This is a genomic window from Neobacillus niacini (assembly GCF_030817695.1).
In the GTDB taxonomy this organism is placed as follows: domain Bacteria; phylum Bacillota; class Bacilli; order Bacillales; family Cytobacillaceae; genus Neobacillus; species Neobacillus niacini_F.
In genome coordinates, this window is record NZ_JAUSZQ010000002.1 from 1042008 (window position 1) to 1067037 (window position 25030).

At 41.6% G+C, this 25030-nt stretch carries 23 protein-coding genes and 1 pseudogene; 15 read left to right on the plus strand and 9 right to left on the minus strand.

The window, feature by feature from the left end:
- Positions 1-242 precede the first annotated feature (242 nt).
- From QFZ28_RS05410 to QFZ28_RS05420, 3 genes are all read left to right on the plus strand, one after another.
- Positions 243-752 (plus strand): DoxX family protein, encoded by a 510-nt coding sequence (locus tag QFZ28_RS05410; RefSeq protein ID WP_307193694.1) that lies wholly within the window; start codon positions 243-245, stop codon positions 750-752.
- A 79-nt stretch (positions 753-831) separates the two neighbouring features.
- The gene (locus QFZ28_RS05415) at positions 832-1755 is read left to right on the plus strand and encodes a hypothetical protein (protein ID WP_307193695.1); all 924 of its coding nucleotides are present in this window, start codon (positions 832-834) and stop codon (positions 1753-1755) included.
- Between the two features lie 38 nt (positions 1756-1793).
- A complete protein-coding gene (locus QFZ28_RS05420; protein ID WP_307193696.1) occupies positions 1794-3278 on the plus strand; it encodes a hypothetical protein in 1485 nt (494 codons plus the stop codon).
- A gap of 131 nt (positions 3279-3409) precedes the next feature.
- Here QFZ28_RS05420 and QFZ28_RS05425 read toward each other — a convergent pair whose 3' ends face one another.
- From QFZ28_RS05425 to QFZ28_RS05440, 4 genes are all read right to left on the minus strand, one after another.
- A complete protein-coding gene (locus QFZ28_RS05425) occupies positions 3410-4618 on the minus strand; it encodes a CynX/NimT family MFS transporter (RefSeq protein WP_307193697.1) in 1209 nt (402 codons plus the stop codon).
- Between the two features lie 333 nt (positions 4619-4951).
- Entirely contained in the window at positions 4952-6274 is a 1323-nt protein-coding gene (locus QFZ28_RS05430) for a (Fe-S)-binding protein (protein WP_307193698.1), read from the minus strand.
- Positions 6271-7683 (minus strand): glycolate oxidase subunit GlcD, encoded by a 1413-nt coding sequence (gene glcD / locus QFZ28_RS05435; RefSeq protein WP_307193699.1) that lies wholly within the window; start codon positions 7681-7683, stop codon positions 6271-6273. Before glcD ends, QFZ28_RS05430 begins: the two co-directional genes overlap by 4 nt.
- Before the next feature lie 114 nt (positions 7684-7797).
- Positions 7798-8901 carry a CdaR family transcriptional regulator gene (locus tag QFZ28_RS05440; protein ID WP_307193700.1) on the minus strand — a complete coding sequence of 368 codons (1104 nt, stop codon included), beginning with the start codon at positions 8899-8901 and terminating at the stop codon, positions 7798-7800.
- Between the two features lie 86 nt (positions 8902-8987).
- Here QFZ28_RS05440 and QFZ28_RS05445 point away from each other — a divergent pair, with 86 nt between their 5' ends.
- The 5 genes from QFZ28_RS05445 to QFZ28_RS05465 all read left to right on the plus strand — a co-directional run bounded on the left by QFZ28_RS05445 (position 8988) and on the right by QFZ28_RS05465 (position 14222).
- Positions 8988-9851 (plus strand): Cof-type HAD-IIB family hydrolase, encoded by an 864-nt coding sequence (locus tag QFZ28_RS05445; RefSeq protein ID WP_307193701.1) that lies wholly within the window; start codon positions 8988-8990, stop codon positions 9849-9851.
- 117 nt (positions 9852-9968) lie between these two features.
- Entirely contained in the window at positions 9969-10874 is a 906-nt protein-coding gene (gene murQ / locus QFZ28_RS05450; RefSeq protein WP_307193702.1) for an N-acetylmuramic acid 6-phosphate etherase, read from the plus strand.
- 25 nt (positions 10875-10899) lie between these two features.
- A complete protein-coding gene (locus QFZ28_RS05455; protein WP_307193703.1) occupies positions 10900-11754 on the plus strand; it encodes a MurR/RpiR family transcriptional regulator in 855 nt (284 codons plus the stop codon).
- Positions 11755-11856: 102 nt separating this feature from the next.
- Positions 11857-13218, plus strand: coding sequence for a PTS transporter subunit EIIC (locus tag QFZ28_RS05460; protein ID WP_307193704.1), 1362 nt, complete (start codon positions 11857-11859; stop codon positions 13216-13218).
- Positions 13215-14222, plus strand: a complete 1008-nt coding sequence (locus tag QFZ28_RS05465) for a MupG family TIM beta-alpha barrel fold protein (RefSeq protein WP_307193705.1) — start codon at positions 13215-13217, stop codon at positions 14220-14222. Before QFZ28_RS05460 ends, QFZ28_RS05465 begins: the two co-directional genes overlap by 4 nt.
- Before the next feature lie 49 nt (positions 14223-14271).
- Here the strand turns inward: QFZ28_RS05465 and QFZ28_RS29690 are convergent.
- Together QFZ28_RS29690 and QFZ28_RS29695 are read right to left on the minus strand one after the other, a co-directional pair.
- A pseudogene (locus tag QFZ28_RS29690) lies at positions 14272-14340 on the minus strand (hypothetical protein); the annotation flags it as partial.
- 6 nt (positions 14341-14346) lie between these two features.
- A complete protein-coding gene (locus QFZ28_RS29695; protein WP_373428118.1) occupies positions 14347-14439 on the minus strand; it encodes an IS3 family transposase in 93 nt (30 codons plus the stop codon).
- Between the two features lie 332 nt (positions 14440-14771).
- Here QFZ28_RS29695 and QFZ28_RS05470 point away from each other — a divergent pair, with 332 nt between their 5' ends.
- From QFZ28_RS05470 to QFZ28_RS05495, 6 genes are all read left to right on the plus strand, one after another.
- Positions 14772-16715, plus strand: coding sequence for a BglG family transcription antiterminator (locus QFZ28_RS05470; protein ID WP_307193706.1), 1944 nt, complete (start codon positions 14772-14774; stop codon positions 16713-16715).
- Between the two features lie 184 nt (positions 16716-16899).
- A complete protein-coding gene (locus QFZ28_RS05475; RefSeq protein ID WP_307193707.1) occupies positions 16900-17214 on the plus strand; it encodes a PTS lactose/cellobiose transporter subunit IIA in 315 nt (104 codons plus the stop codon).
- A gap of 12 nt (positions 17215-17226) precedes the next feature.
- On the plus strand, positions 17227-18177 hold the full coding sequence (locus QFZ28_RS05480; protein ID WP_307193708.1) for a N(4)-(beta-N-acetylglucosaminyl)-L-asparaginase: 951 nt from the start codon (positions 17227-17229) through the stop codon (positions 18175-18177).
- A 68-nt stretch (positions 18178-18245) separates the two neighbouring features.
- Positions 18246-19592, plus strand: coding sequence for a PTS sugar transporter subunit IIC (locus QFZ28_RS05485; protein ID WP_307193709.1), 1347 nt, complete (start codon positions 18246-18248; stop codon positions 19590-19592).
- Entirely contained in the window at positions 19589-20329 is a 741-nt protein-coding gene (locus QFZ28_RS05490; RefSeq protein ID WP_307193710.1) for a copper homeostasis protein CutC, read from the plus strand. Before QFZ28_RS05485 ends, QFZ28_RS05490 begins: the two co-directional genes overlap by 4 nt.
- A 12-nt stretch (positions 20330-20341) precedes the next feature.
- The gene (locus QFZ28_RS05495) at positions 20342-20647 is read left to right on the plus strand and encodes a PTS sugar transporter subunit IIB (protein WP_307193711.1); all 306 of its coding nucleotides are present in this window, start codon (positions 20342-20344) and stop codon (positions 20645-20647) included.
- 202 nt (positions 20648-20849) lie between these two features.
- Here QFZ28_RS05495 and QFZ28_RS05500 read toward each other — a convergent pair whose 3' ends face one another.
- From QFZ28_RS05500 to QFZ28_RS05510, 3 genes are read right to left on the minus strand one after another with little or no spacing between them, the layout of a single operon-like run.
- Positions 20850-21299: a PaaI family thioesterase gene (locus QFZ28_RS05500; protein WP_307193712.1), complete on the minus strand. Its 450-nt coding sequence runs from the start codon at positions 21297-21299 to the stop codon at positions 20850-20852.
- 15 nt (positions 21300-21314) lie between these two features.
- A complete protein-coding gene (locus tag QFZ28_RS05505) occupies positions 21315-22865 on the minus strand; it encodes a solute symporter family protein (RefSeq protein WP_307193713.1) in 1551 nt (516 codons plus the stop codon).
- Complete coding sequence (locus QFZ28_RS05510; RefSeq protein WP_307193714.1) at positions 22862-23215, minus strand: DUF485 domain-containing protein; 354 nt, start codon at positions 23213-23215, stop codon at positions 22862-22864. The genes QFZ28_RS05505 and QFZ28_RS05510 overlap by 4 nt, the downstream gene beginning before the upstream one ends.
- A gap of 279 nt (positions 23216-23494) precedes the next feature.
- Between QFZ28_RS05510 and QFZ28_RS05515 the strand changes: the two genes are divergently transcribed.
- On the plus strand, positions 23495-24823 hold the full coding sequence (locus QFZ28_RS05515; protein ID WP_307193715.1) for a phenylacetate--CoA ligase family protein: 1329 nt from the start codon (positions 23495-23497) through the stop codon (positions 24821-24823).
- Positions 24824-25030: the final 207 nt, after the last annotated feature.

Genomic DNA, 25030 nt, shown 5'->3' on the forward strand with positions numbered 1-25030 from the left:
GTCTAAATTGCAACAATTTTTGTATGAGGTCCAACTATAGCCGCCATTAGCAGAGGATTGGAAAGATTAGCAGATTAAGATTGAGGCGGCTTAGAAAATAACATTTTTATCAGCTGTTCAACATTCCGTCATAACATTTCAAACAAACTGTGAACTTACCACTATACCCATGTTACTAACTAGCAAAATCCAATATAGTGTAAGTATAAAGAATAAGTAAATTTTGAAAGGCGGAATGACTTATGTTTAACAAATTTTTAAGAGAAAATAAAATCTCAGCAGCTATTTTAACCGTAATTCGTTTATACCTTGGATATGCTTGGTTCACAGCTGGTTTAGGTAAAATTACAGGTGGATTCGACGCTTCAGGGTATTTGAAAAATGCAGTAGCAAATCCGGTAAAAGGTCCAGATGGCAATATGGTTTACGGCTGGTACGTTAACTTTTTAGAAAGCTTTGCACTGCCAAACATTGATTTGTTCAACTTCATCGTTCCTTGGGGCGAAACTTTAATTGGCTTAGGACTTATGCTTGGATGTTTAACAACCGCCGCTATTGTTTTCGGATTAGTGATGAACTTCAGCTTTTTCTTAGCAGGAACCGTATCTCATAACCCAACAGATATTTTCTTAGGCTTCATCATCTTAGCAGCAGGTTTCAACGCAGGTAAATATGGTTTAGACCGCTGGGTGGTTCCATTCATCCGCAAAACAACAAAGACTTATACTGAAAAAAATAAAGCAGCAGCCTAACTGGTAGGTACAAGAGACGATTCGTTCCCCCGAATCGTCTTTTTTGTGTGTTATAAATTACCCATATTTTTCGTGGGCTTTGGGTGAAAAGAATCGTTTATATGGAAAGACGACAAAAAATGACTATTTTTCTCGAATTTTGTCCGTGAAGAAAGGGGGTGAAATCGTGCACTTCCGTCAATATTTTATAGCGGCCCTACTGGTTGGTGCGGCGATGGTTTTTCCAGACAATGCTTTTGCTGAGAAGAATGAACTTCGTCCTCAAAAGGGACAAGCTCCAACTTCAATACCGGAGCATGCTTCAATACCAGAACCGGCACCAACCTCAGTACCTGCAACAATAGCGGTACCAGCAAAAGCTGAAGAGGCGCAATCGCTGAACAATACGATTCCTGAACATGCTCGTGAAAACCAAGCACAAGCCAAACAGCTCCCAGCCCAAAATACTCCAAATCAGGCTGCGTTGGATAAAAGTTTGCCAGAGCAGGCAAATGGAAACGCGAAGTCGGTGGTAAAGAAGGCTGAGAAGGTTGTTCAGGTCAATGTCCCCGAACAAGCAGAGGCTGTCCAGGCAAATCATAAAGTAGAAAATTTGAATCCTAAAAATTCTATCCAAGATACTGATAGTGAAGTTAAAGTCGAAAAAGCAGATAATACTGTCTATTTACAAGGCGAAGACGTAGACATAACAAAATCAGGATCCGTTGTGCAGGAGCCAAAGAAAGATCCTGCTAGCAAGGAAGAGATACCTAAGGTGAACCAAGTACTGAATCAAACACAGAGAAGCAATAGCTCTGGGGGTCCATCAAATGATCGGGTCAATCATGGGATAAATAATTTAAGCTTTTTGGATAAATGGTTTGAATGGAATCACTACTTTGAAATCAAACTTGTCCAGCCATACCTTTCGCGGCAAGCCTTGATGAATACTCAATGGGTGAATGCTCCGCCCTCGCCACCACCGCAGGCAGCTCCTTTATTAACCAATGTCACCCGAAGCTAAAAGCCACGGATTATGATAATAAAAGGAGCGAAATAATAATGAAACATTACTTAAACCCTAATAAAGTTGCTAAATCTTTTATACTTGCAGGAGCATTATCGTTTGGAATTTTTGCTGGAGGTCAATTTACCGCAGCAGCAGGCCCAGATCAAGCTAAAGCTGAAAAAACGGTTCAGGTGAAACAATCCACTAACGCAAAGGTTAATGTGGATGTTAAACCAGTTGTTCCAGCAGCACCAGTTGTACAGGCAAAGGATGAAGTAAGCGTACAAGTAAAGCCTTATGAAGAAAAGGCTAGTAAGTCGCAGGCGAGCGTACATGCAAGCGAAAATGCACAATTGCATGCAGCACCAAATTCAGCTGTACATGGAAAGGGAGAAAACCCTGAAAATGTGGTTGTGGAAGAGGAAGTAGAGGAAGAAGTACAAGTTGAGGAAACAACACCTGTCATTGAACTTGAACCCGAAGCTGCAACGGATGTAACTGAAGCAGATACCACTGCTGATTCTGAATCTGAAGAAGCAGTTGACGTTGATAACGATATTACTGTAAAAACAGAAGATGAGGATGACGCGGCAAAAGAAGAGGAAGAAGAAACAGATACTGACTCTGACTCAGTTGTAAGAATTGAAGATGAAGAAGAAGATGATGAGGATGAAGATTCTGAAAACATCGATTTTGAAACAGACGCAATTGTAAAAAATGAAGATGACGAAGAAGCTGAAGCTGTTGAAGAAGAGGAAAAGGTAAACCCATCTGCAGCAAACAAAGTAAAGTCACAAGCTAGTGTAAAAGCTAGCGATACTGCTAAAGCACATGCTGCGGTAAATTCAGCTGTACTAGCTGTAGCAGCAGAAGTACCTGCTGAAGAAGCTGTTAAAGTAGAAACTGAAGAGGTTGCAGCAGAAGTAGTGGCTGATGAGGAAACAGTAGTAGTTGAAACTGAAACAGAAGAAACTGAAGTAGTTGAAGAAGAGGCAGAAGTAAATGAGGTTGAAAAAGTAAACCCGTCTGCGGCTAACAAAGCAAAGGCACAAGCAAGTGTAAATGCAAGTGATACTGCTAAAGCACATGCTGCGGTAAATTCAGCTGTACTAACTGTAGCAGAAGAAGTACCTGCTGAAGAAACTGTTGAAGTAGAAAATGAAGTTGAATCTGAAGAGGTTGCAGAAGATGTAGCGGCTGATGAAGAAGCAGTAGTAGTTGAAACTAAAACAGAAGAAACTGAAGTAGTTGAAGAAGAGGCAGAAGTAAATGAGGTTGAAAAAGTAAACCCGTCTGCGGCTAACAAAGCTAAGGCACAAGCAAGTGTAAAAGCAAGTGATACTGCCAAGGCACATGCGGCTGCTAATTCGGCTGTACTTGCAGTAGCAGAAGAAGTATCTGTTGAAGAAACAGTAGAGGTTGAAGCTGATGTTGAGGTTCAATCTGAAGAGGTTTCAGAAGATGCAGTGACTGATGATCAAGCTGTCGAAGTTGAAACTGAAGAAGATGCTGTGGTTGAAATTGACCTAAAAAACTAATCTATATTCATTAGAAACCGAAGGAGTTTTCCTTCGGTTTTTTATCGTCATGTTTAACAACTGCAGCTATGTTCTTCGGATTAGAGATGACAAAAAAAGACGATTCCACGCGAATCGTCTTTTTGCTATCCTTAAACATATCTATTCCGGCCGGACAACATTCCAAATACCACAATGACCACTGAAACTACAATTAGGGTAAGGATGGGAAGGGTCCAAGAATGCGCCATATCATATAAATAGCCAATAAACAACGGGCCAACCGCTGCAAGGAGGTAACCTGTTGATTGCGTCATTCCAGATAACTCAGCTGCTTGATGGGCACTGCGAGCACGAAGCCCGATATAGCTTAGCGCTAAAGGAAAGGCTCCTCCCAATGCGAATCCGATTAAGGCAATACTCACGATTAAAACCGGATACGATGAACCCAACAGTAATCCACTATAACCAACAATGGCACACATCCCTAACATGAATGCAATCCATACTTGTGATTGAGCACGTCCTGCGAGGACGGGAATGATGAAACTAGCGGGTAATCCAACTAGCTGGGTAAAGGAAAGCAACCAGCCAGCAGTTTCTATACTTATGCCATGACTTTGCAAGATCTCAGGTAACCAAGAAATCGTTACGTAAAATAAAAAAGACTGAAATCCCATAAAAATCGCGATTTGCCAGGCAAGGGGAGTACGCCACATTGTTGTTTTTGTGGCAGAACCCTGCTTCTGCATAATGCCTCTCGAATCGTCCCTTACGTTATTTTTTCGAAGAAGAAGCCACACTACGATTGCCACTACGACAGGTATCGTCCATACGAATTGGGCACCCTGCCACCCTAGGTTTAAATTGATGGCTAAAGGAATACTGATTCCAGATGCTAAGGAAGCGATTAATCCCATTGATGTTGAATAAACACTGGTCATTAAACCAAATTTGTACGGAAACTTGTCCTTCACGACGGCTGGCAACAGAACATTTCCGATTGCAATTCCCAATCCCGCCAACAGAGTCCCGCTGAAAAGGAAAAAGGTCATAGGGATGGACCGGATACCAATACCGATTAGAAGGGATGTTAAGCCAATAATTAACGTCACTTCATTACTCAATCGATTCGCTATTTTGGGAACGAGTGGAGACATGAAAGCGAAAACCACTAAAGGCAAGCTCATCAATAACCCTGCACTCCAATGGGCAAGTCCCACATCCTCCTGAATCATCCCTACTAACGGTCCTAGCGATGTAATGGCCGGGCGCAGATTAAAGGCAATCAGGACAATCCCGACAATAAAAAAATATATATAAGTTGATTTCGTATTCGCTTTTGATTCTAAAAGTTCCAAAAAGGCAGCCCCTCTCACATCAACAAACTTTCTAAAGTATAGCACAATATTTGGAAATGAGGCTAAAGGAAATCTCAATCCTTCCGGAGAGGGATTTTTACCGAATAAAGAATCCTTGTCCACACCAATAGGAAGCCTTTTTAACCGTTTATAATGTTGTTCAAACTTCCGTCAAATCAATTCAAACTATAGCGAGCAGCAACAAAAAAGACGATTCGCTCCCCCTCGAATCGTCTTTTTTTGTTGGTTCGTTTAGCAACGCAGATATATTCGGTTTATCGCTGATATAATCTATATAACGCTAATATATCGGAAGACTGTATGAAAAAACGTTTATTTCACCGCTTCTGCCAACAAATCCACGATATGAACAGCACGTATTTTACCGGCTAAGCCTTCGCGTTCGATCCCGAGCTGCATTTGCAGTAAGCAGCCAGGGTTGGCGGTTACAATTGTAGTTGCATGTGTGGCTTTTGCCTGGACCATTTTATAGTCGAGCATAACCATGGACATCTCAGACTCGACAATATTGTAGATTCCCGCAGACCCACAGCAGCGGTCAGCTTCCTTCATTTCTTGATACTGTACCCCGTTTATCGAACCCAACAGTGTTCGCGGTGCAGAAGCAGTTTTCATCACATTTCGTAAATGGCAGGAATCCTGGTAAGTAATCACCTGAGCAGGAAGTTCTAATTTCACTTTTTTATGAAAAGAAACCGCTACGAGTATTTCAGAAATATCCTTGATTCTCGACTTAAACTGAGCGGCGCGTTCTTTCCAAACTGGGTCATCCTTCAACAGGTGATCATAATCAACAAGCAAGGCGCCGCAGCCGCCGGCATTGGTAATAATAAAGTCGACACCCAAGTCTTCGAATGCCGTAATATTTTTCTTGGCAAGCTCCTTCGCTGCATCCTTTTCGCCGCTGTGCCCGTGCAAAGCACCACAGCAGGTTTGCTGCTTTGGAATTACAATCTCGCAGCCAGCTAATTGCAATAATTTCATGGTAGCGTCGTTTGTTTTCATAAACATGGTATCCATCAAACAGCCGCTGAAAAAAGCAACCTTGTGTACTTTTTCCGTCAATGCTGGAAGATGTTCAGGCCGGTTTTTCATTTCTTTCATCGTTGGAACTTTCGGAAGCACTCTTTCCATAGTGGCTAAATTGTTAGGCAAAAACCCTAAATATCTTGTTTTGCGCGCAAGGGTTTGAATCCCAGAACGCTGATAAAAACCAAGTAAACCGACCATTGTTCGCATACGGTTTTGGTGAGGGAATAAACCTTCGAAAACCGTTTTTCTAACGGCTCTAACAGGTAAAGAATGTTTCTTGTTCTGATTGATAATGTCTCTTGCTTCTTCTAATAAATGACCATAATTAACGCCAGAAGGGCAGACCGGTTCACAGGCACGGCAGCCAAGGCAAAGCTCGAGTGAACGTTCAAAATCCTCATCCGGTTCAACGATTCCGTCGACGACCGCTTTCATCATCGCGATTCTGCCACGCGGCGAATGGGATTCTTTATAACCTGATTCGATATACGTTGGGCAGGTTGGAAGACAAAAGCCGCAGCGCATACAGTTTAAGAGCTCATCCTCGTTCATCCGCTCTTTAAATTGCTGTTGAATTCTTTCTTGTTCCAGTAAGGTTGTCATCTTGTAATCACCACGCGTTTCTTGCTGTCTTTCGCAAAGACTTTACCGGGGTTCATGATGTTATTCGGATCAAATGCCTGTTTAATCCCCATCATGGCAGCGATTCCTTCTTTTTTCAGCTTCCATTCAAGATATGGTGCCTTCATCGCGCCGACTCCGTGTTCCCCCGTTATCGTTCCGCCTAATTCAATTGCTTTTTCAAAAATCTCCGCGAATGCCTTTTCGACGCGTTCCATTTCTTCGTGATTTCTTGCATCCGTTGCACAGGTAGGGTGGAGATTGCCGTCACCAGCGTGACCGAAGGTACAAATCGTCAACTGATATTTTTCAGTAATTTCATTAATGGCTTTAACCATATTGGCTATTTCTGAACGAGGAACGGTTGCGTCTTCTAAAATAGTTGTCGGTGCTAAACGAGCAATTGCCGAAAGTGCCGCGCGTCTTGCCGTTCTAAGCGCCATGGCTTCCTCTTCGGTTGCCGCGATTTGAATCGATACAGCATGTTCCTGTTTACATACCTCTGCGATTTTAGCTATATCGCGCTCCACTACTTCAGGCGGACCGTCCTGTTCAATTAACAGAACCGCTTGAACATCTGTTGGCAGTCCGATTTGAGCGTAATCTTCGACTACCTTTAAAGTAGCTTGATCCAAAAACTCAAGCGTGGTCGGAATGATTTTATTGGCAATAATTTTTGAAACAGAACGAGCAGCAGCGGAAAGATCCTGATAAAGAGCGAGCATCGTTTTCCGCGTTTCCGGCATTGGAATCAACTTCAAGGTCGCTTCTGTAATGACACCAAGCGTTCCTTCAGAACCGACAAATAGACGAGTTAAATCGTAACCGGCCACATCTTTTGCCAGCTTACCGCCTGTGCGAATAATATCGCCATTTGGCAGAACGGCTTCCAGTCCGATGACATAATCTCTGGTTACGCCATATTTGAGTCCGCGCAAACCGCCTGAATTTTCATTGATATTGCCGCCGATTGTCGAGATTTTCATGGAACTTGGATCGGGTGGATAGAATAGCCCCTTTTCCTCAATCGCATGAATCATATCGAGCGTAATCACACCAGGCTGAACCGTAACTGTTAGATTTTCTTCGTCAATCTCAAGAATTTTGTTCATATGTTTAAAAAGCAGGACAACCCCGCCCTCCGTTGGGCAAGTTCCCGCACAAAGGTTTGTCCCAGACCCCCGTGGAACAATCGGAACTCCGTATTGATTACATATCTTCAATATTTCAGATACTTCCTCTGTATTTTGCGGACTGATCACCGCTTCCGGCATTGACTGGAAGTTAGGTGTTGCATCATAGGAATAGACTAAACGTTCAATCTTAGAATCATCGAAGTTTTTTTCAGTAACGATAGAAATCAATTTTTCCTTTACCTCATTCGAGAGCATGCTATTTCCCCCAATTCGTACTATTTGCTTGCTTCTTAAAGTATAAAAAAAACAGGCCTAAGCCTGCCATGGAGAAACATCTAAAATACTAACATATTTGCGCTCAAATTTTGGTTATTCATCTAAAAATAAAACAGCGAGATACAGACAAAACAAATCATGGATACTGTTTGGGTTTAAATGTGTCAGTTCCTCGATTTTTTTTAAACGGTAATGGAGTGTGTTGATATGAATGTGTAAGGATTGGGCCGTATTTTTTAAAGAATGGTTTTGTTTAAATAGTTCTACTAAGGTTTCCAAAAGGTCCTTTTCTGTTAAAAGCGGTGCGATCGTCCGTTGAATGTATTCAGCTTTAATATCTGACGTTAGTTCTCCTGTAACCATTTCAATGATTAATTCTTCGTCAAAAATAATCCCTCTATTTCGCCTAGCCAGTTTTAACGCTCTTTCGGCCTGTGCATAGGAATGGTGCAGGTTGTGTGGTGCAGCACATTGACCAACGCCGGCATAGGAAGTTATCCCAAAGCTATTTTTAATATATAGAAGAAAGTATTCTAGTCGATTTTTGATGGACGTTGGTTTAATGGATTCGGAGCAATCGATTAATACAATGATTCGTTCGTTTCCTGACCTTGTGACCACATCGTTTTTATTTTGAGAAAAGGCATTCAAAATAGAAGACCACACATCCCTGGATAATGGGTGCTCTCTTTGTTCAAACTCGATGATGACTGCGGTGCGGCGGAGTTCAAGATTTATTGTCAGTGCTCGAGCACGTTCAAGCAAATCTGAACTTGGTTCTTTTGCCTGGAGCCATTCGAGAACGAAGGTTTCCATCGCCCGGGAATGATAGTCAAACTGTTCACCATAATAATTTTCGCTGATTAACAGCTCGGTCATTTTGCGGATAATTTCACCAAAGGGGGTGACGGTTTCAGGGTCACCGGTAATCCCGATGACGCCAATGACATGTTGCTGAAAGAAAATTGGGAGATTGATTCCGGATTTTACCCCTTTTAATTGTGGGGTATCTTTTTCAGTAATAATCAGCTTTTTCTTCTGTTGTGAAGTAATGAATGCTCCTTCATGGAAGTTACCTATTCGATCTCGATTGGTGCTGGCCATGATGATGCCCTCTGTGTTCACGACAATGATTTCTTCTGCTATTAATCTCTGGACTTCCTTGACAATTTTTTCAGCGAGTTCTGGTTGAAGCATGTACAGCATCACCTGCCATTGATTAAAATGATATTTTAATAAATACTATAAACATATTGAAAAAATAGTGCAAAGGGGAGAGTAAGTTGGCATATAAATTATTAGCAACCGATTTGGACGGGACTTTATTAAATGAACAAAGAGAAATTGATAGGGAAAACATTCAAGCGATCCACGACTTTCGAGAACAAGGAGGAAGGGTGGTTATTTGCAGCGGACGTTCTCCACTTTCAACACGGTGGATTGCCAATACGATAGGTCTAAAAGGGGAACCAATCATCGCTTATAATGGGGCGATTATTCTTGATGAAAATGGCGAGATCAGTGAGCAGGCCGTATTCGAGCATGACCACTTGATGAGTTTTTGGGAATTGTGTGAGGGGGAAGGCTTCTACGCACACTTTTACGAGGGTGATACATTGCTTGTTCCAAAAGAAACAAAATGGAATAAGAACTGGATTGAAAATAATATCCCTTCTCTTGAAAAAACAGGCGGAAGAGGAGTGGATATAAAAAATTTTCGGGGGCAGTGCCAGGTGAAAATCGTCGATGATTTTTATCGATATATTAAGGCTAATCAACCAGATATCACGAAAATTGCCGTTTTTGATGAAGAGGGCAGGCTTGCTGATTTTTCAAAAGTGATTGGTCAGCAGGTTGGCGGAATGGAAGTCAGCAGCAGTCTCAATTTTTTAAATTTGGAGATTTCACCAGCAGGAGTTAGCAAAGCTTCTTCACTTTTAAAACTAAGTGAAAAGTACGAAATTCCTATCACCCAAATGGCTGCGATTGGCGATAATTATAATGATTCGCTGATGCTAACCGCTGCAGGACTTGGAATAGCGATGGGAAATGCACCAGATGACGTAAAGGCGCTTGCCGATCAGGTAACGGGAAGCAATCAAGAAGCAGGGGTTGCACAGGCGATCCGACGTTATCTATTAAAATAGGTTTTGAAACGATATTTTAAAATTTTAATAAAATTATTGAATTATTATTTCAACGGCGTTATAATAAAATTACGGAAATCGCTTACAACTAGAAAAAACAAACAGGAGGATAAGGGAATGATCGAAGAAAATCTCGAATTATTAACGACCGAGTCCCGAAATCAAGAAACCATGCAGATTGATACGGCCGAGGCCACCGATATATTACGAATCATGAACGAACAAGATCAATTGGTCGCACTTGCTGTCAAAGAAGTTTTACCAGGAGTAGAGGCAGCGGTTCAGTTTGTATTTGAATCCTTTAAAAACGGCGGCCGCCTGATTTATTTAGGTGCCGGTACGAGCGGGAGATTAGGTGTACTGGATGCTGTTGAATGTCCGCCAACCTTTAGCACCGACCCTGAAATGGTGGTAGGTCTGATGGCCGGAGGAGAAGGCGCCTTTTTGAAAGCTGTTGAAGGAGCAGAGGATGACCCTGAACTTGGTGTGAATGACTTAAAGCAATTGGAACTGACTGAAAATGACACCGTGATTGGCATCGCCGCTAGTGGAAGAACGCCTTATGTGATTGGCGCCCTTCGCTATGCACGAAGCATTGGAGCGAATACCGTAGCGCTTTCGTGTAATAAAAATGCCGCGATTAGTAAAGAAGCTGACCAAGCGATTGAAGTCATTGTCGGTCCAGAGGTTCTAACGGGATCAACTCGCTTGAAATCAGGGACAGCCCATAAAATGATTTTGAACATGATCTCCACCTCATCGATGATTCTTTTAGGAAAAGCCTACGAGAATTTAATGGTCGATGTGAAGGTGAGTAACTTAAAGTTAAAGGAACGCGCAATTGGGATTATCCGCAAAATTACTGGCGTTTCCTATGAAGTGGCTTTAGAGACATTAGAAAATTCAGATCTGCAAGTTAAAACAGCGATTGTGATGATTATGACTGAAACAACAAAACCGCAAGCAGAAGAATTATTAGCAGCAGCAAATGGCTATGTAAAAATCGCCATCCAGAAAAAATGATTGTGATGAAAAGGTGGTAATAAGTGTGGCAGCAGGCGGATTAAAAATGCTCCAAAACATGCTGGATCAGCTTCCGGCTTCCGAGCGAAAAATTGCACAATATATTCTTGAAAATCCACGAAGTATCTTAAACAGTACCGTTAATGATATCGGGACTCAAGCGAAAACGAGCGGGGCTGCGGTCATTCGCTTATGTAAGTCACTCGGATTAAATGGTTTTCAAGATTTAAAGGTAAGAATTGCGGGCGATTTAGTCAAGCCTGCAGAACAAGGGTATCGTGACATTGAACCGGGTGAATCTTATTTTTCCATCGTTCAAAAGACAACTAGTAATAGTATTCAGAGCATCCGTGATTCCGAGGAGATTATCAATTATGAGGAATTGGAGCGGGCGGTTCAAACGCTGCTCCCTGCTCAGAATGTCCACTTTTTTGGAATTGGCGCTTCTAATATTATTGCAAAGGACGCGCAGCAGAAGTTCCTGCGGATTCAAAAAAATGCAACCGCTTTTACCGATACACATCTTGTTGCAACATTGATTGCGAATGCGGGCAAGGATGATGTGGTATTCGCCATCTCTCATTCAGGGGAAACCGCTGAGGTGGTTAAAGTGATGGCTCTCGCGAAAGAGCGCGGCGTAAAGACGATTAGTCTAACTAAATATGGACAGTCCTCGGTTGCGTCTTTAGCAGATATTAAACTGTTTACCTCTTATTCTGGGGAAGCACCTTTCCGAAGTGCGGCGACATCATCACGGCTTGCTCAGTTATACATGATGGATATTTTGTTTTTATCCATGGCAACTGTTCAGTATGAGCATACGATTCAAGCCATTGATCAAACAAGGGAAGCGATTCGGTTTATTAAAGAAGGAAATTAAAGCTTGCAGGGGGTGATGTGAACACTATTTACACCTTGTTAGATGGGGAAATAGATTCACGTGATTCAGGTTTAAAAATACAACAGAGAGTAGGGGAAATTCATGGCTGGAGAAAATAAAATATTAGCTGAAAAGATTCTTGAGCAATTAGGCGGCTCCACTAACATTGGCAACTACACACACTGTATGACAAGACTTCGCGTAACACCGAAGGATGAGTCTGTTGTCAATAAAGCAGCGCTTAAGAAAATAGACGGAGTTCTTGGAGTGGTGGAGGAAGAAACGCTTCAAATCATTCTTGGACCTGGAAAAGTAAACAAAGTAACGGAAGAGTTTGGCAAGTTGATCGACGCTGACGGGGGAATTGATTTAAAAGAAAAGGCAACAAGCACAAAGGCAGAAATCAACAAAAAGAATGCAACACCATTTAAGATGTTTTTACGTAAAATCGCCGGAATTTTCATTCCATTAATCCCAGCTCTAGTGGCATCAGGTTTAATTACAGGGATTACAAAAGCGATTGTCCAAGCAGGCTGGTTAGCAGGGGATTCACAGCTAGCAACCATCTTGTCTGTTATCGGCGGCGGATTATTCGGTTATCTTGGAATTTTAGTTGGTACAAATGCAGCGAAAGAATTTGGCGGTTCACCAGCACTGGGTGCGATTGCCGGTATCTTAATTATTAACCCGGCTGTTGCAGGTATTCATTTGTTTGGTGAAGATTTGCTACCTGGACGCGGTGGTTTAATTGGGGTTCTGTTTGCCGCTATCTTTATTGCTTTAGTTGAGCAGCGAGTGCGTAAGTTTGTTCCAACAAGCCTTGATCTTTTCATCACACCAACTGTGGCTTTATTGGTTACTGGTATTGTTACTTATCTTGTTTTTATGCCGCTTGGTGGATTCGTTTCAGATGTTATCACAAAAGGATTAACTTCCTTACTTGATATGGGCGGTGTTGTTGCCGGCTTCGTTCTAGGTGCAACATTCCTTCCGCTTGTTGTAACTGGTTTACACCAAGGTTTAACACCAATTCACTTAGAGTTAATTAATACAATCGGTGATGACCCGCTTTTACCAATCTTAGCAATGGGTGGTGCAGGTCAAGTAGGTGCTGCGTTTGCCATCTACCTTAAAACAAAGAAAACTCGCTTAAAAAGAGCGATTGGCGGTGGTCTGCCAGCAGGTATTCTTGGGATCGGTGAGCCGTTAATCTTCGGTGTTACCCTGCCATTAGGTCGTCCGTTCCTTACAGCATGTTTAGGTGCTGGTGTCGGCGGTGCGTTCCAGGCAGCATTTGGAATCGCAACAGTCGCAATCGGTGTATCTGGTTTACCACTTGCCTTCCTTGTCGTTACAGGTCAAGTTCTCCTTTATTTAGTTGGGGTATTAATCGCCTATGCAGCAGGATTCTTGTTCACGTATTTATTCGGTTTCAAAGACGAAATGGCTGGTGAATTTGATTGATCGGTATCTCCTTCTATCTAAATGATCCTTTAGCAGAAGAACGAATTGCCATGGCTGGAAATATGGGTGTGAAGCGGGCGTTTACCTCGCTTCACATACCAGAAGAATCTGGTGATTTAGCGAGTCGTGCCATGACGCTGCTTCAGTGTGCGAAGGAAGCGGGCATAGAAGTGTATGCAGATGTGTCGTTAAAAACCCCTGGTCACTTGGGATTAGATAGCTTGTTTGATTTAAAATCACTTGGGGTCAGCGGCCTCAGACTCGATGACTTTTTTGAGCCGGAGTTGATCTTGAAGCTTGCACAAGAGTTCAAGCTTGCGTTGAATGCCAGCATTTTATTTGAGGATGATATTCGTGCACTGCTGGATGGCGGTTTACAAGCGGGTCAGCTTTTGGCTTGGCATAATTTTTATCCAAGGGTTGAAACAGGGCTATCTGATTTGTTTTTTGAGAGACAAAATGAACTTTTTAAAAAGTATGGAATTCCTGTTAGTGCCTATATTCCAGGTGATGGGGAAAAACGTGGTCCGTTGTTTGAAGGGCTGCCAACACTCGAAGAACATCGCGAAATGGATCCGTTTTTAGCGGCATTGGAGCTATCCCATTATGGAGTTAAAGATATCTATATTGGTGATCCAGAGGTAAGTGAGGCGCTTCTTAGGAGATTAATCGATTTTGATCTTGACAATTGTGTCGAGATTCGGATTGAAGGGTTTCAAGAAGGAGAGTTCAAGCTCCGCCCTGATTTTTCCCGTGATGTCCTAAGATTAATGGATACAAGAAGTGTGGATCCTGTCGCGCCTGAAAATACTTCTGAACGTTTTGTTGGGAGTATTACTAGAGATAATGACCGTTATGGCCGTTACCGTGGTGAGGTTCAAATCACCCTGTGTGACCTGCCTGCTGATGATCGGGTGAATGTGGTAGGAAGAGTTGTTGAGGAAGATATCGTGCTTCTGTCCTACCTCAAACCTGGACAAAAGGTGAAATTCATCCATGGATAAAGTGAACTGCCTCATTTTGATCTGACCCAATAAAGTTAGACAAATATTTTTATGCAACCTTTAAGACTTTAGTTCGGTATTCCGCCGGACTCAGGTCTTTTAATTTTGCCTTCATCCGTTGCGATTATAATAGTGTATATAATTCTTTCGTGACTCGACGGTTCCCATAACGACCTTTATGTTCATGGGAAATCTCTTTAATAACTTCCTTTACCATCTCATATCCCACGAGGATCTTCTTTACGTATTCTAACGAATGGTAATGCTCCCTACGTTTACAGTGATTTCACCTACAAACGGAGAGAATACATTAACAAGATTGTAGGTAAATAGATAGAAGGAAGTTATTACTAAAAAATAATTATACGCTATATTACGATGTTCCTCATCGCCCTCCTTTATGGTTTTTTTAGACTCTATGAACCTATTGGTTGGCACACAAAACTATCAATTGATCACTTGAAACTGTCCCTGTGGAATGCCTATGGTTCTGATATAATAGATGAAAAATGGTTTACGACAACGCGGTTTGTCTGGAGGTGACTCTAAATGGATAATTTTCATCCCCGTCAACGAACGATTATAAAAATGCTCTATGAAAAGAAGGCAGTGATGAAAGGAGGAGAGTTGGCTGCTGAGCTTGGGGTATCGGATCGGACGGTACGAAACGATATCGCCTATATTAATTCCGTAGTAAATATGGACCTGATCGTGTCTCAAAATAAAAAAGGCTATCAATTATCGGATTACGTTAAAGCCAGGGAGATTGTCGCGAATGATGGAGAAGGGATTCCTGTTCTTCCTGAAGAGCGGATCAACTATATCTTGAAACACCTCCTCTTTCGGAACAGGGAGCTAGATCTATATGAACTTTCGGAAATGCTTCTGGTCAGTGATGCAACGATTGAACTTGACCTTAAGGAAATTAAGAAGCTGATTTCTGAAAATAACCGGGACCTGAGCTTATCAAGGAAGGCAGCATCCATCTCGTTGGCAGGAAGTGAAAAGGATAAACGAGCCCTTTTTAGTGAGCTTTTATTTAAGGAAACGAACAGAAACTTTTTTAATATTTTCAAATATGAACGGTACTTCCATCACCTCGACTTGGGTCTTATTCAAAGAAAGCTCATGCAGGCGGTGGAGAACTATCGCATTCATCTCAATGAAATGGCCGTGGTCAATCTAGTCATCCATATCGCGATTACCATTGACAGGATTAAAAGTGAAAATATCCTGGATATGGAAGTGGAATTGGACAAGGTGTTGGGAATGCGGGAATATAAAATGGCTGAAGAGCTTTGTGGCCAGTTAGAAGATGCGTTTGGGGTCAAGTTCCCTCGAGGAGATATCATCTATATTTCTTACCTTATCTTAGGGAAAAGCATCATTAAAAATAGATATAAGGAGAAAAAAGAACTTGAGGGGATCATCGACCCTCAGATAGCAAGCCTTACGGAGGCGCTGATTGCTTCAATAAACAGGGAATTCGGCATCAGCTTTATAGAGGACGACAACCTCTTTATCGGATTATGTCTACACACTAAAAGAATGATTGAAAGGGTCAACAGCCATGTTTTGTTGCGGAACCCCTTACTGGATGAGCTAAAAATTAAATATCCATTTATCTTTGAACTTGCTGTTTTTGTTTCGAAGGAATTTTACAAAATAACGGGACTAGTCATAAAGGAAGACGAGATTGGATTTATTGCTCTTCATCTCGGTGCAGCCTTTGATAGTCTTAATGGCAACCAAACCATCAAACGGAAAATTGCCCTCATTTGCCCGACCGGTTACACCACAAGTGAGCTGTTGAAGTCAAAACTGTATTCCGTGTATCAAGACAAGATTGAGATTCTTGGAACATTTTCCTTTATGGAGTTGGATAAGCTGCAGAAGCAGGAGCCGGACCTTATCCTTTCTACTGTTAAGTTTGAATATGAAATGGACATCAAAGTGATTGAGGTATCACCATTTCTTGATCAGAAGGATATTGAAAAGATTAATCAACATTTATATCTTTATGGAAATGATATCGGGCGATCCCGGTTTTTGAATGATGTTCATTATTTTTTCAGAAAGGATCTTTTCTTTAAGGGCAACATGTTTAAGAATGAATGGGAAGTTATTGAATATCTTGGGAATCAGCTCTCTACAAAGGGGTATACGCCAGAGGAATATGTCAACCTTGTGATGGAAAGGGAGAAGATTTCTTCTACGTCTTTTGGGAATCTTCTTGCGATACCGCATCCGATTGTTATGAATGCGTATGAGACGGTTATTGCAGTAAAGATTCTGCAGAAACCGATGATGTGGGGAAAAAACAAGGTCCAGCTTGTGTTTATGTTTGCCCTTAAGGAAAGTGACAGAAAAAAATTAAATGAACTATATAAGCATATTATTGAAATCGTTGAGAAACCGGAAGGAGTCCAATACTTAATCAAATCTGAAAATTATAATGACTTTATCTCAAGAATTTTATCTTATGATGCATAGTAATCCCGGCTTTTGTGCCGGGATTTTGTTGTCTTCAGCATTTTTGCCATTTTGTTTCCGTATTACCTTCAATAAACATTTTCCTATTTGATAGGAAAATGTTTATTGGAGAAGGAACAGGATGGAAAATTATAATAAAAAGTAAGTAAGGCAATCTATTTTTTGTATCAAGGAGGTGAAGCTAGTGGTAGAAATCGAACAAACGGCATTTGAGATTATCGCATCCGCAGGTGATGCCCAATCCATGATGTTGAGTGCTCTTCAATGTGCAAGAGAAGGGAAGTTTCAAGAAGCAGAAAATCTTATGAATGAAGCAAAAACGTCACTAGCAAAGGCGCATAATGCCCAAACGGGTTTGATCGTGGAGGAATCAAAAGGGAATAAATCAAAATACTCAATCATTATGGTTCATGCACAGGATCATTTAATGAATGCCATACTATCTCAAACATTAATCGGTGAAATGCTTCATTTGTATAAAAGATTAGAAGAGAAATAAGGAGGGATGAAGGTGAAGTGGGGTATTATTGCGACCTGGCGGATGGCGAAAGAAGGTGTGGAAGCCGCTAGTGACATGCTGAAGGAAGGCGGAAGTTCAGGTGATGCAGTGGAGACAGCCGTAGGGATGGTAGAGGATTATCCCCTTTATAAATCAGTGGGTTATGGCGGGCTTCCGAATGAAAACTGCGAGGTTGAACTTGACGCCGCGTTTATGGATGGAGATACACTTTCAATCGGTGCTGTAGCTGGGATAAAGGACTATAAAAACCCGGTGTCCATCGCAAGACGACTGAGTGAAGAACGGTTTAATACCTTCCTTGTGGGAGATGGTGCCGAGGAATATGCCCATAAAAATGGTTTTGAAAGAAGGAATATGCTGACGGAAAGGGCAAGAAAACTTTGGGAAAAACGGGTCAAAGAGATTCGCGAGAAAAACCTGAGCCCTTATGACGGCCATGATACGGTCGGGATGGTTTCCGTTGATTCCATGGGACAGATGGCATCCGCCACATCCACAAGCGGACTGTTTATGAAAAAACGAGGAAGAGTGGGGGATTCCCCGCTATCTGGATCAGGATTCTACGTTGACAGCAACATAGGCGGAGCTTCCGCAACCGGGCTTGGCGAAGATTTGATGAAGGGCTGTGTATCCTATGAAGTGGTCCGTTTGATGAAAGAGGGCATGCATCCTCAGGCTGCTGCCGAGCGTGTAGTGTATCAGTTTACCCGCTATCTGACAGAGAAAAGCGGAAAAGCAGGAGCCATGTCAGTGGTTGCCATGAACAACCGTGGTCAGTGGGGAGTCGGCACCAATGTGGAGTTCTCCTTTGCCGCTGCCACCTCAGAAGAAATGCCAATGGTATATGTGGCCTATCCAAAAGGAGACAAAACCGTATGCGAACCGGCATCGGAGGAATGGCTTGAAGCCTACACCAAGCGGATTACCAGTCCTGTTGAATAGAAATTCAGGGAAGTAAACAGCATTCGGGGATTTTAGGTCCCTAACTAGTATAAAAGGGGGTACAGTATATGGAAAAAATTCAAAGATTCCTTGAAACCAAGCTTTTGCCTGCTGCAACAAAGGTAGCCGGGCAAAGACATCTTGCTGCAATCAGAGACGGATTTATCTCGTTTATTCCATTTTTAATTATCGGTTCCATCTTTATCATTATTCAAGATTTTCCTGCACCAGGCTGGCAGGAGCTGCAGGTCAAACTCTTCGGGGAATTTTTTAATCAATTTATTATTCTTCCAAAGCGGGTAACCTATGATATCATGTCGATCTTTATTGTTGCGGCGATATCCTATAAACTCGCACAATCTTACAGGATTGATGCCTTCTCGGCTTCGATGTTGTCTATTAGTGCCTTTATCTTGTTAACACCTATTACCACGACCATTGACATTGATGGGACTTCACATGTAGTGGAAAAGGTCATCACAGTTGGTGGCTGGTACGGTACGAACGGAATTATTGTAGCCATTATTACTGCTCTAGTGGTAACCGAAATGTTCAATTTTTTTATCAAAAAAGGAATCATCATCAAGATGCCGGATGGTGTGCCGCCAGCGGTATCACGGGCATTCTCGGCACTTCTACCGGGATTTGTTATCATTGTTGTTATGCTTTTGGTCAGATTGTTATTCATGCAAACACCATACGAAAATATCCATGATTTTATCTACCAAGTAGTTTCATTACCGATGCAGAGTTTGGTCGCTAATAATATTTTTGGTGCCATCGGGACGGTATTTGCAATCAGTCTTCTCTGGTGTTTGGGGTTAAACGGCGGAACCATTGTAAATGGAATCATGAGACCGTTTTGGGTACCGCTTCAAGACGAAAACCTGGCCGCAATCGAAGCCGGGAAAGTGGCACCCAATATCATTACTGAGCAGTTCTTTGATATGATCTGGATTGGCGGTGCAGGTGCAACGCTTGCGGTGGTCTTGGTGCTTTTATACAAGGCAAAGTCAAAGCAGTACAAGGAGCTTGGAAAAATGTCACTGGCACCGGGGTTATTTAATATTAATGAGCCCATCATGTTTGGCTTACCTGTGGTTCTAAATCCAGTCTTGATGCTTCCGTTACTCCTTGGACCGATCGTGATCACCATCGTTAACTACACAGCGATGGCGCTTGAAATTGTCGCTAGGCCGACAGGAGTAATTATTCCATGGACAACACCACCTTTAATCCAAGGATTCCTGATAACAGGACATTGGTCAGGTGCCTTGCTTCAATTAGTCGATATCGTCATCGTCATGCTCATTTGGTTGCCATTCATCGCCGTGATGGATAAGAAAAAGGTAGCCGAAGAAGCAGGTGTTCCTGATAGCAAGAATTCAAAAGGGAAAATGAGCGTTTCGTCATGAGTGAGAATATTGCTGAGAATCGTGAGGAAAAACGTGCTGATTCATTAGGAGATGTAGTGAAGATTGAGCTTATTGCGGCTACTTTTGAGGATGCAAAGAAGATTGAAGCCTATGGAGGCGATAGGATTGAGCTTGTCAGTGCTCTTTCAGAAGGCGGATTAACGCCAAGCTATGGGCTCATGAAATCTGTGATCGAATCTGTCAACATCCCGGTCAATGTGATCATAAGACCGCATTCGCAATCTTTTGTTTATACGAATGAAGAGATTGAGTCGATGAGGCAGGACATTAAAATGGCCAAGGAGCTTGGAGCCAATGGTGTCGTGATTGGCGCTCTTAATGAAAAAAAACAAATATGTGAACAAAGCCTTAACAGACTCTTAGAAGCTGCATATGGTCTAGAGGTTACCTTTCATCGAGCAATCGATGAACTAGAACATCCAGTAGAAGGAGTAAAAATTCTTTCACACTATAAAAGCATAAATAGAATTCTGACATCAGGCGGGAAAGGAAGCTTGAGTAAGAATAGGGAGATCATCCGAAAAATGGTCCTTCACTCCGGTCATATCAAGATATTGGTTGGAGGGGGCTTGAACTTTGAAAATGTTAAGGAAATCATGGAAGCAACTTGTGCCCCTGAATATCATTTCGGTACCGCTGTGAGGGTCGAGAGTTCTCCTTTTAAGAATATAAGTGAGGACTTACTAAAAAAACTCTTTACGTTAATAGAGAAATAGGAGGAACAAAAGATGAATATCATTTTAGTCTGCTTTGCAGGTATGTCAACAAGTATGCTGGTCAGTAAAATGGAGAAGATCGCTGCGGAACGTGGAATTGAGGCTAATATTAGTGCTATGCCGGCAACAGAAATCTATGATGAACTAGATGGAGCGGATGTTGTACTGTTAGGACCACAGGCTCGTTATGCCCTTGATAAGGTAAAAAGTGAGGCAGAACCCAAGGGAATTCCCGTTGCGGTTATTGATTCCATTCTTTATGGAACCATGAACGGTGGAGCGGTTTTGGACATGGCTCTAGAAATGGCAAAGAAATAAGATTATGAATCAATGAAAAACGGTCAAGCTTTGTAAGCTTGACCGTTTTGACGGTTTCTGTTTTCTTTGTTTCTTTCTTCAAGGAGGGACGCCCCTGTACAAAACTGAGATTTGTGGAAAGAGACCGGCTTCAATTTGAAGCCGGTCTCTTAATCTATTAAATAATCCCTGTTCGATTACTTGCACATCCGGTATAAAAGCTTTATTTATCCTGTTTTACAAAATAATGACTCTTTCTGTAAACCATCGCTTCCATTGTTGCGATTAGTTCATTTTCACTTTGGACATTGATTTTGTACCAAGCGAGTTTGTGATTTTTCTTTATTTCTTTTGCTTTTGCGGTTAGGGTCCTGCCACGTTTGCCAGCAGATATAAAATTAACATTTGTTGTGACACCCACTGCTGTTTTGCCATATGAGTTGCTCGCTGCGGCAAAAACGTAATCTGCAAGTGAAAAGATAATTGCCCCGTGAACTGTTCCATGGGCATTAAGCATGCGGTCGTCCGGAACTAATTCAGCTTCCGCTGTACCAGGTCCGAGATTTGTTAACTTCATGCCAAGAAAAGCTGCAAAGGGTTCGTCTTTTAGAACTTGCTTAATTTCATTGTAATGTAAATCATGAATTGCCTTATCATCTAATTGAATAGTCATGGAATTCTCCTTTGCTTAATGATCTTTTGCAGTGCTTATGCCATATCCAGTGTTTGATTTGAACAGTACTTCCGCAAATTTATTTTCGTCTTCTTTTGCTTTAGACAATACTGTACCTAAATATGCACCTATAAAACCAAGTGGGACGGTAAAAATGGTCGGGTTGCTCATTGTGAAGATAGGGTCTCCTGTGAAAATGCCTATTCCAGGCTGCGGATTCCAAACATTTGGGCTAAGCATAACTAATACAAGCGAGCTGATTAACCCAAATAACATACCGCAGATAGCTCCATTTGTATTAAATCGTTTCCAGTAAATTGTACAAAGAATAACTGGCAAGTTTGCGCTAGCTGCGATACCTAATGCCAGTACAGAAAGGAAAGCAACATTCAGAGACTGCGCAAATAATGCGATCACGATTGAAATAGCCGCTACACTAACTGACGCGATACGTGCAACGAGAACTTGCTGCTTTTCGGTCATTTTCCCGTCTTTAATAATTTCTCCATAAATATCATGAGCAAAAGCGGATGCTGACGTTAAAACAAGACCGGATACTACCGCTAGAATAGTAGCGAATGCAACTGCTGAGACGAAGGCGAACAAAAATTCGCCGCCTACGGTTAATGCGAGAAGTGGTGCGGCCATGTTTCCAGCTGGGTTTGCTTCAACAATGCGGTCAAAACCGACGAATGAAGCAGCACCGAACCCTAGGAAAATCGTCATAATAAAAAATGCGCCAATAAACCATGTTGAATATACAACAGATTTTCTTGCCGTCGCCGCATCTTTTACCGTAAAAAAGCGGACAAGTAAATGCGGTAGTCCTGCTGCGCCAAGGACAAGTGACATATTAAATGAAATCATATCGAGTCCATTCGTGTATTTATTTCCTGGATTTAAAAAGTCATTACCGAGAGGTGTTGCTGTCTTAACATGGTTGAACATTTCTGCGATGTTAAAGTTATATCGGGAAAATACAATAAACGTCAATACTGTAGAACCGCCAAGCAAGAGAGCGGCCTTAGTTATTTGTACCCAGCTTGTCGCCCGCATCCCACCGAAAATAACATAAATTGTCATTAATATACCAACGAGAAGAACGGAAAGACCGTAATCGATTCCAAGCAGCAGTTTAATCAATCCACCAGCACCGACAAGTTGAGCAATCATATAAAAAATAGAAATGATGAGGGTGTTTGCTGCGGCGATCCCACGTACCTTTTTTGACTTAAAACGTGCAGAGATCATATCGGCTAACGTGTATTTTCCAAGATTACGAAGCGGCTCCGAAACAAAGTATAATAAGACGAGAAACGCGACAAGGTTACCAATGCTCATATAAAAGCCATCGAAACCAATCAGTGCAATAGCCCCTGTAATCCCGAGGAAAGAAGCAGCGGACATAAAGTCACCAGCCACAGCCAATCCATTTTGCCATGCAGTCAACCCACCGCCAGCTGTATAAAAATCACTCGCGTTTTTCGTTTTCTTAGAGGAATAATACGTTACTGTAAGCGTTAACAATATAATGCCTAAAAAAAGTATTAGAGATAATGTGCTCATCCGCCAAGCTCCTTCTTATATTTAGTTAAAATCGTTTGGGCCATTTCATCATACTTCTCTGATTTTTTAAGGTAGACAATGCCGCCAATCCAAACGACAACAAATTGTAGCAGTGCATATACCCATGCCCATGTAATATTCAGAAAAGCTTCTCCTTTTAATACATCTGTATAAGCAGCTAAAAGAGGCAGAACAAAATAAAACGTTAGGAAGAAAGTAGTGACCGGGATAATAAAAGCTTTTTTCTTTTGAAGTAAATCTTTAAAATCTTTGCTCTCAACCAATTGATCATAGGGTTTCTTTTCGACATGTTCCTCGGCTAAATAGCCTTTAATTACTAGTGATTCCATAGTAACCTCCTCTTGAATAATACGATTTTAAAACGGTGGGGCTATAAAGTGATATATATCACTATTGTCAAAACTATCATAAACAGAAAATTAAGTAAACTAAAATTTATAAATTATTAAAAAATCACGAATTTTCTATTAAGTTTATTAGTAAACACTATTGACAACGTGGAAATGTCGTATTAATCTGAAAATATATTACTAGATTTTTTATTTTCGTTTTAATTCCGTTATGTAATATTTTGTGAAAATGAAAAGCAAATGAGGGGGACTGAAACAATGTACAATCCAGAAGTTGAAACCGCTACCCGTACTGAAATGGAAAGTTTGCAGCTGACACGTCTTAAGAAAACGGTTAGTCATGTATTTGAGAATGTACCATTTTACAAGGAGAAATTTAATGAACTAGGTATTACTCCAGAAGATATTCAACAGTTAAGCGATGTGACAAAGCTTCCATTTACCAAAAAACAGAATTTTCGTGAGCAATACCCATTCGGTCTATTTGCGGTTCCCATGAATGAGGTTGTCCGCATTCATGGATCATCTGGAACGAGCGGTAAGCCGACAATTGTAGGATATACAAAAAATGATATTGAAAACTGGTCAGTGATTGTTGCCCGTGCCATTGTCGCTGCTGGCGGACGGAAATCAGATATTTTTCATAATGCCTACGGCTATGGATTGTTTACAGGCGGGATTGGTCTTCATAACGGAGCAGAAAAGTTAGGCGCGGCAACATTACCAATTTCGGGGGGAAACACAGATCGACAAATTACACTTATTAATGATTTGAAACCGAGGGGTATTTGTGGAACGCCATCTTATATTCTAAATATTGCTGAAAAGATGGAAGAAATGGGGATGAACCCTGCTGAATATGGAATCGAATATGGTATTTTTGGCGCTGAGCCTTGGTCGGAAGAAATGAGAGCGACACTTGAAAAGAAACTAAAATTGAAAGCGGTTGATATTTACGGCCTAAGTGAAGTTATGGGACCGGGTGTCGCGATAGAATGTCATGAAGCGCAGGACGGACTTCATATCGCAGAAGATCACTTCCTGGTTGAAGTTATTCATCCAGAAACGCTCGAACCAGTAGCAGATGGTGAAGTTGGAGAACTTGTTTTTACTAGCTTAACGAAGGAAGCGCTGCCAATTATTCGTTATCGAACAGGGGACCTTGCCGCTATTACCCGAGAAAAATGTATATGCGGACGTACGACAACAAGAATGTCTAGGGTAAAAGGTCGAACAGATGACATGATCATTGTCAGAGGTGTAAACGTTTTCCCTTCAGAAATTGAACGGGCATTGTTGCAAGTAAAGGGACTCGTTCCTCATTATCAGATTCACCTTGTTAAGAAAGGTGCAATGGACAGTGTTGAATTACATGTTGAAATTGAAAGCGATTTCTACTCAGAGATTGATGGAGACTTATCACATGCCAATGTTATGAAACTGAAGAAGTCGGTCCAGCACCATATGAAAAACACATGTCTAGTGACAATGGATATCGTTGTTAACATTCCAAAAAGCATCCCGCGTTCAGAAGGAAAAGCTATTCGCATTGTTGATAAGCGAAACAGTGCTTTGATCAGCGTATAATGAAACTGTCATTATCACAGAAGGGAATAGTGCATTCTGTTTCTACATTTTTATCAAGAAGAACAAATGCCATTCCCTCCGTCATTGTAATCTGCGGCCGCAGATTACAATGCACGTTTCTTAATCCAAAATTGATTGATTAAAGTAGGGTCGTCACGGTTTAGAGAATATTCCTCATTTTTTTATTTTAAAATAATGACGCAATAT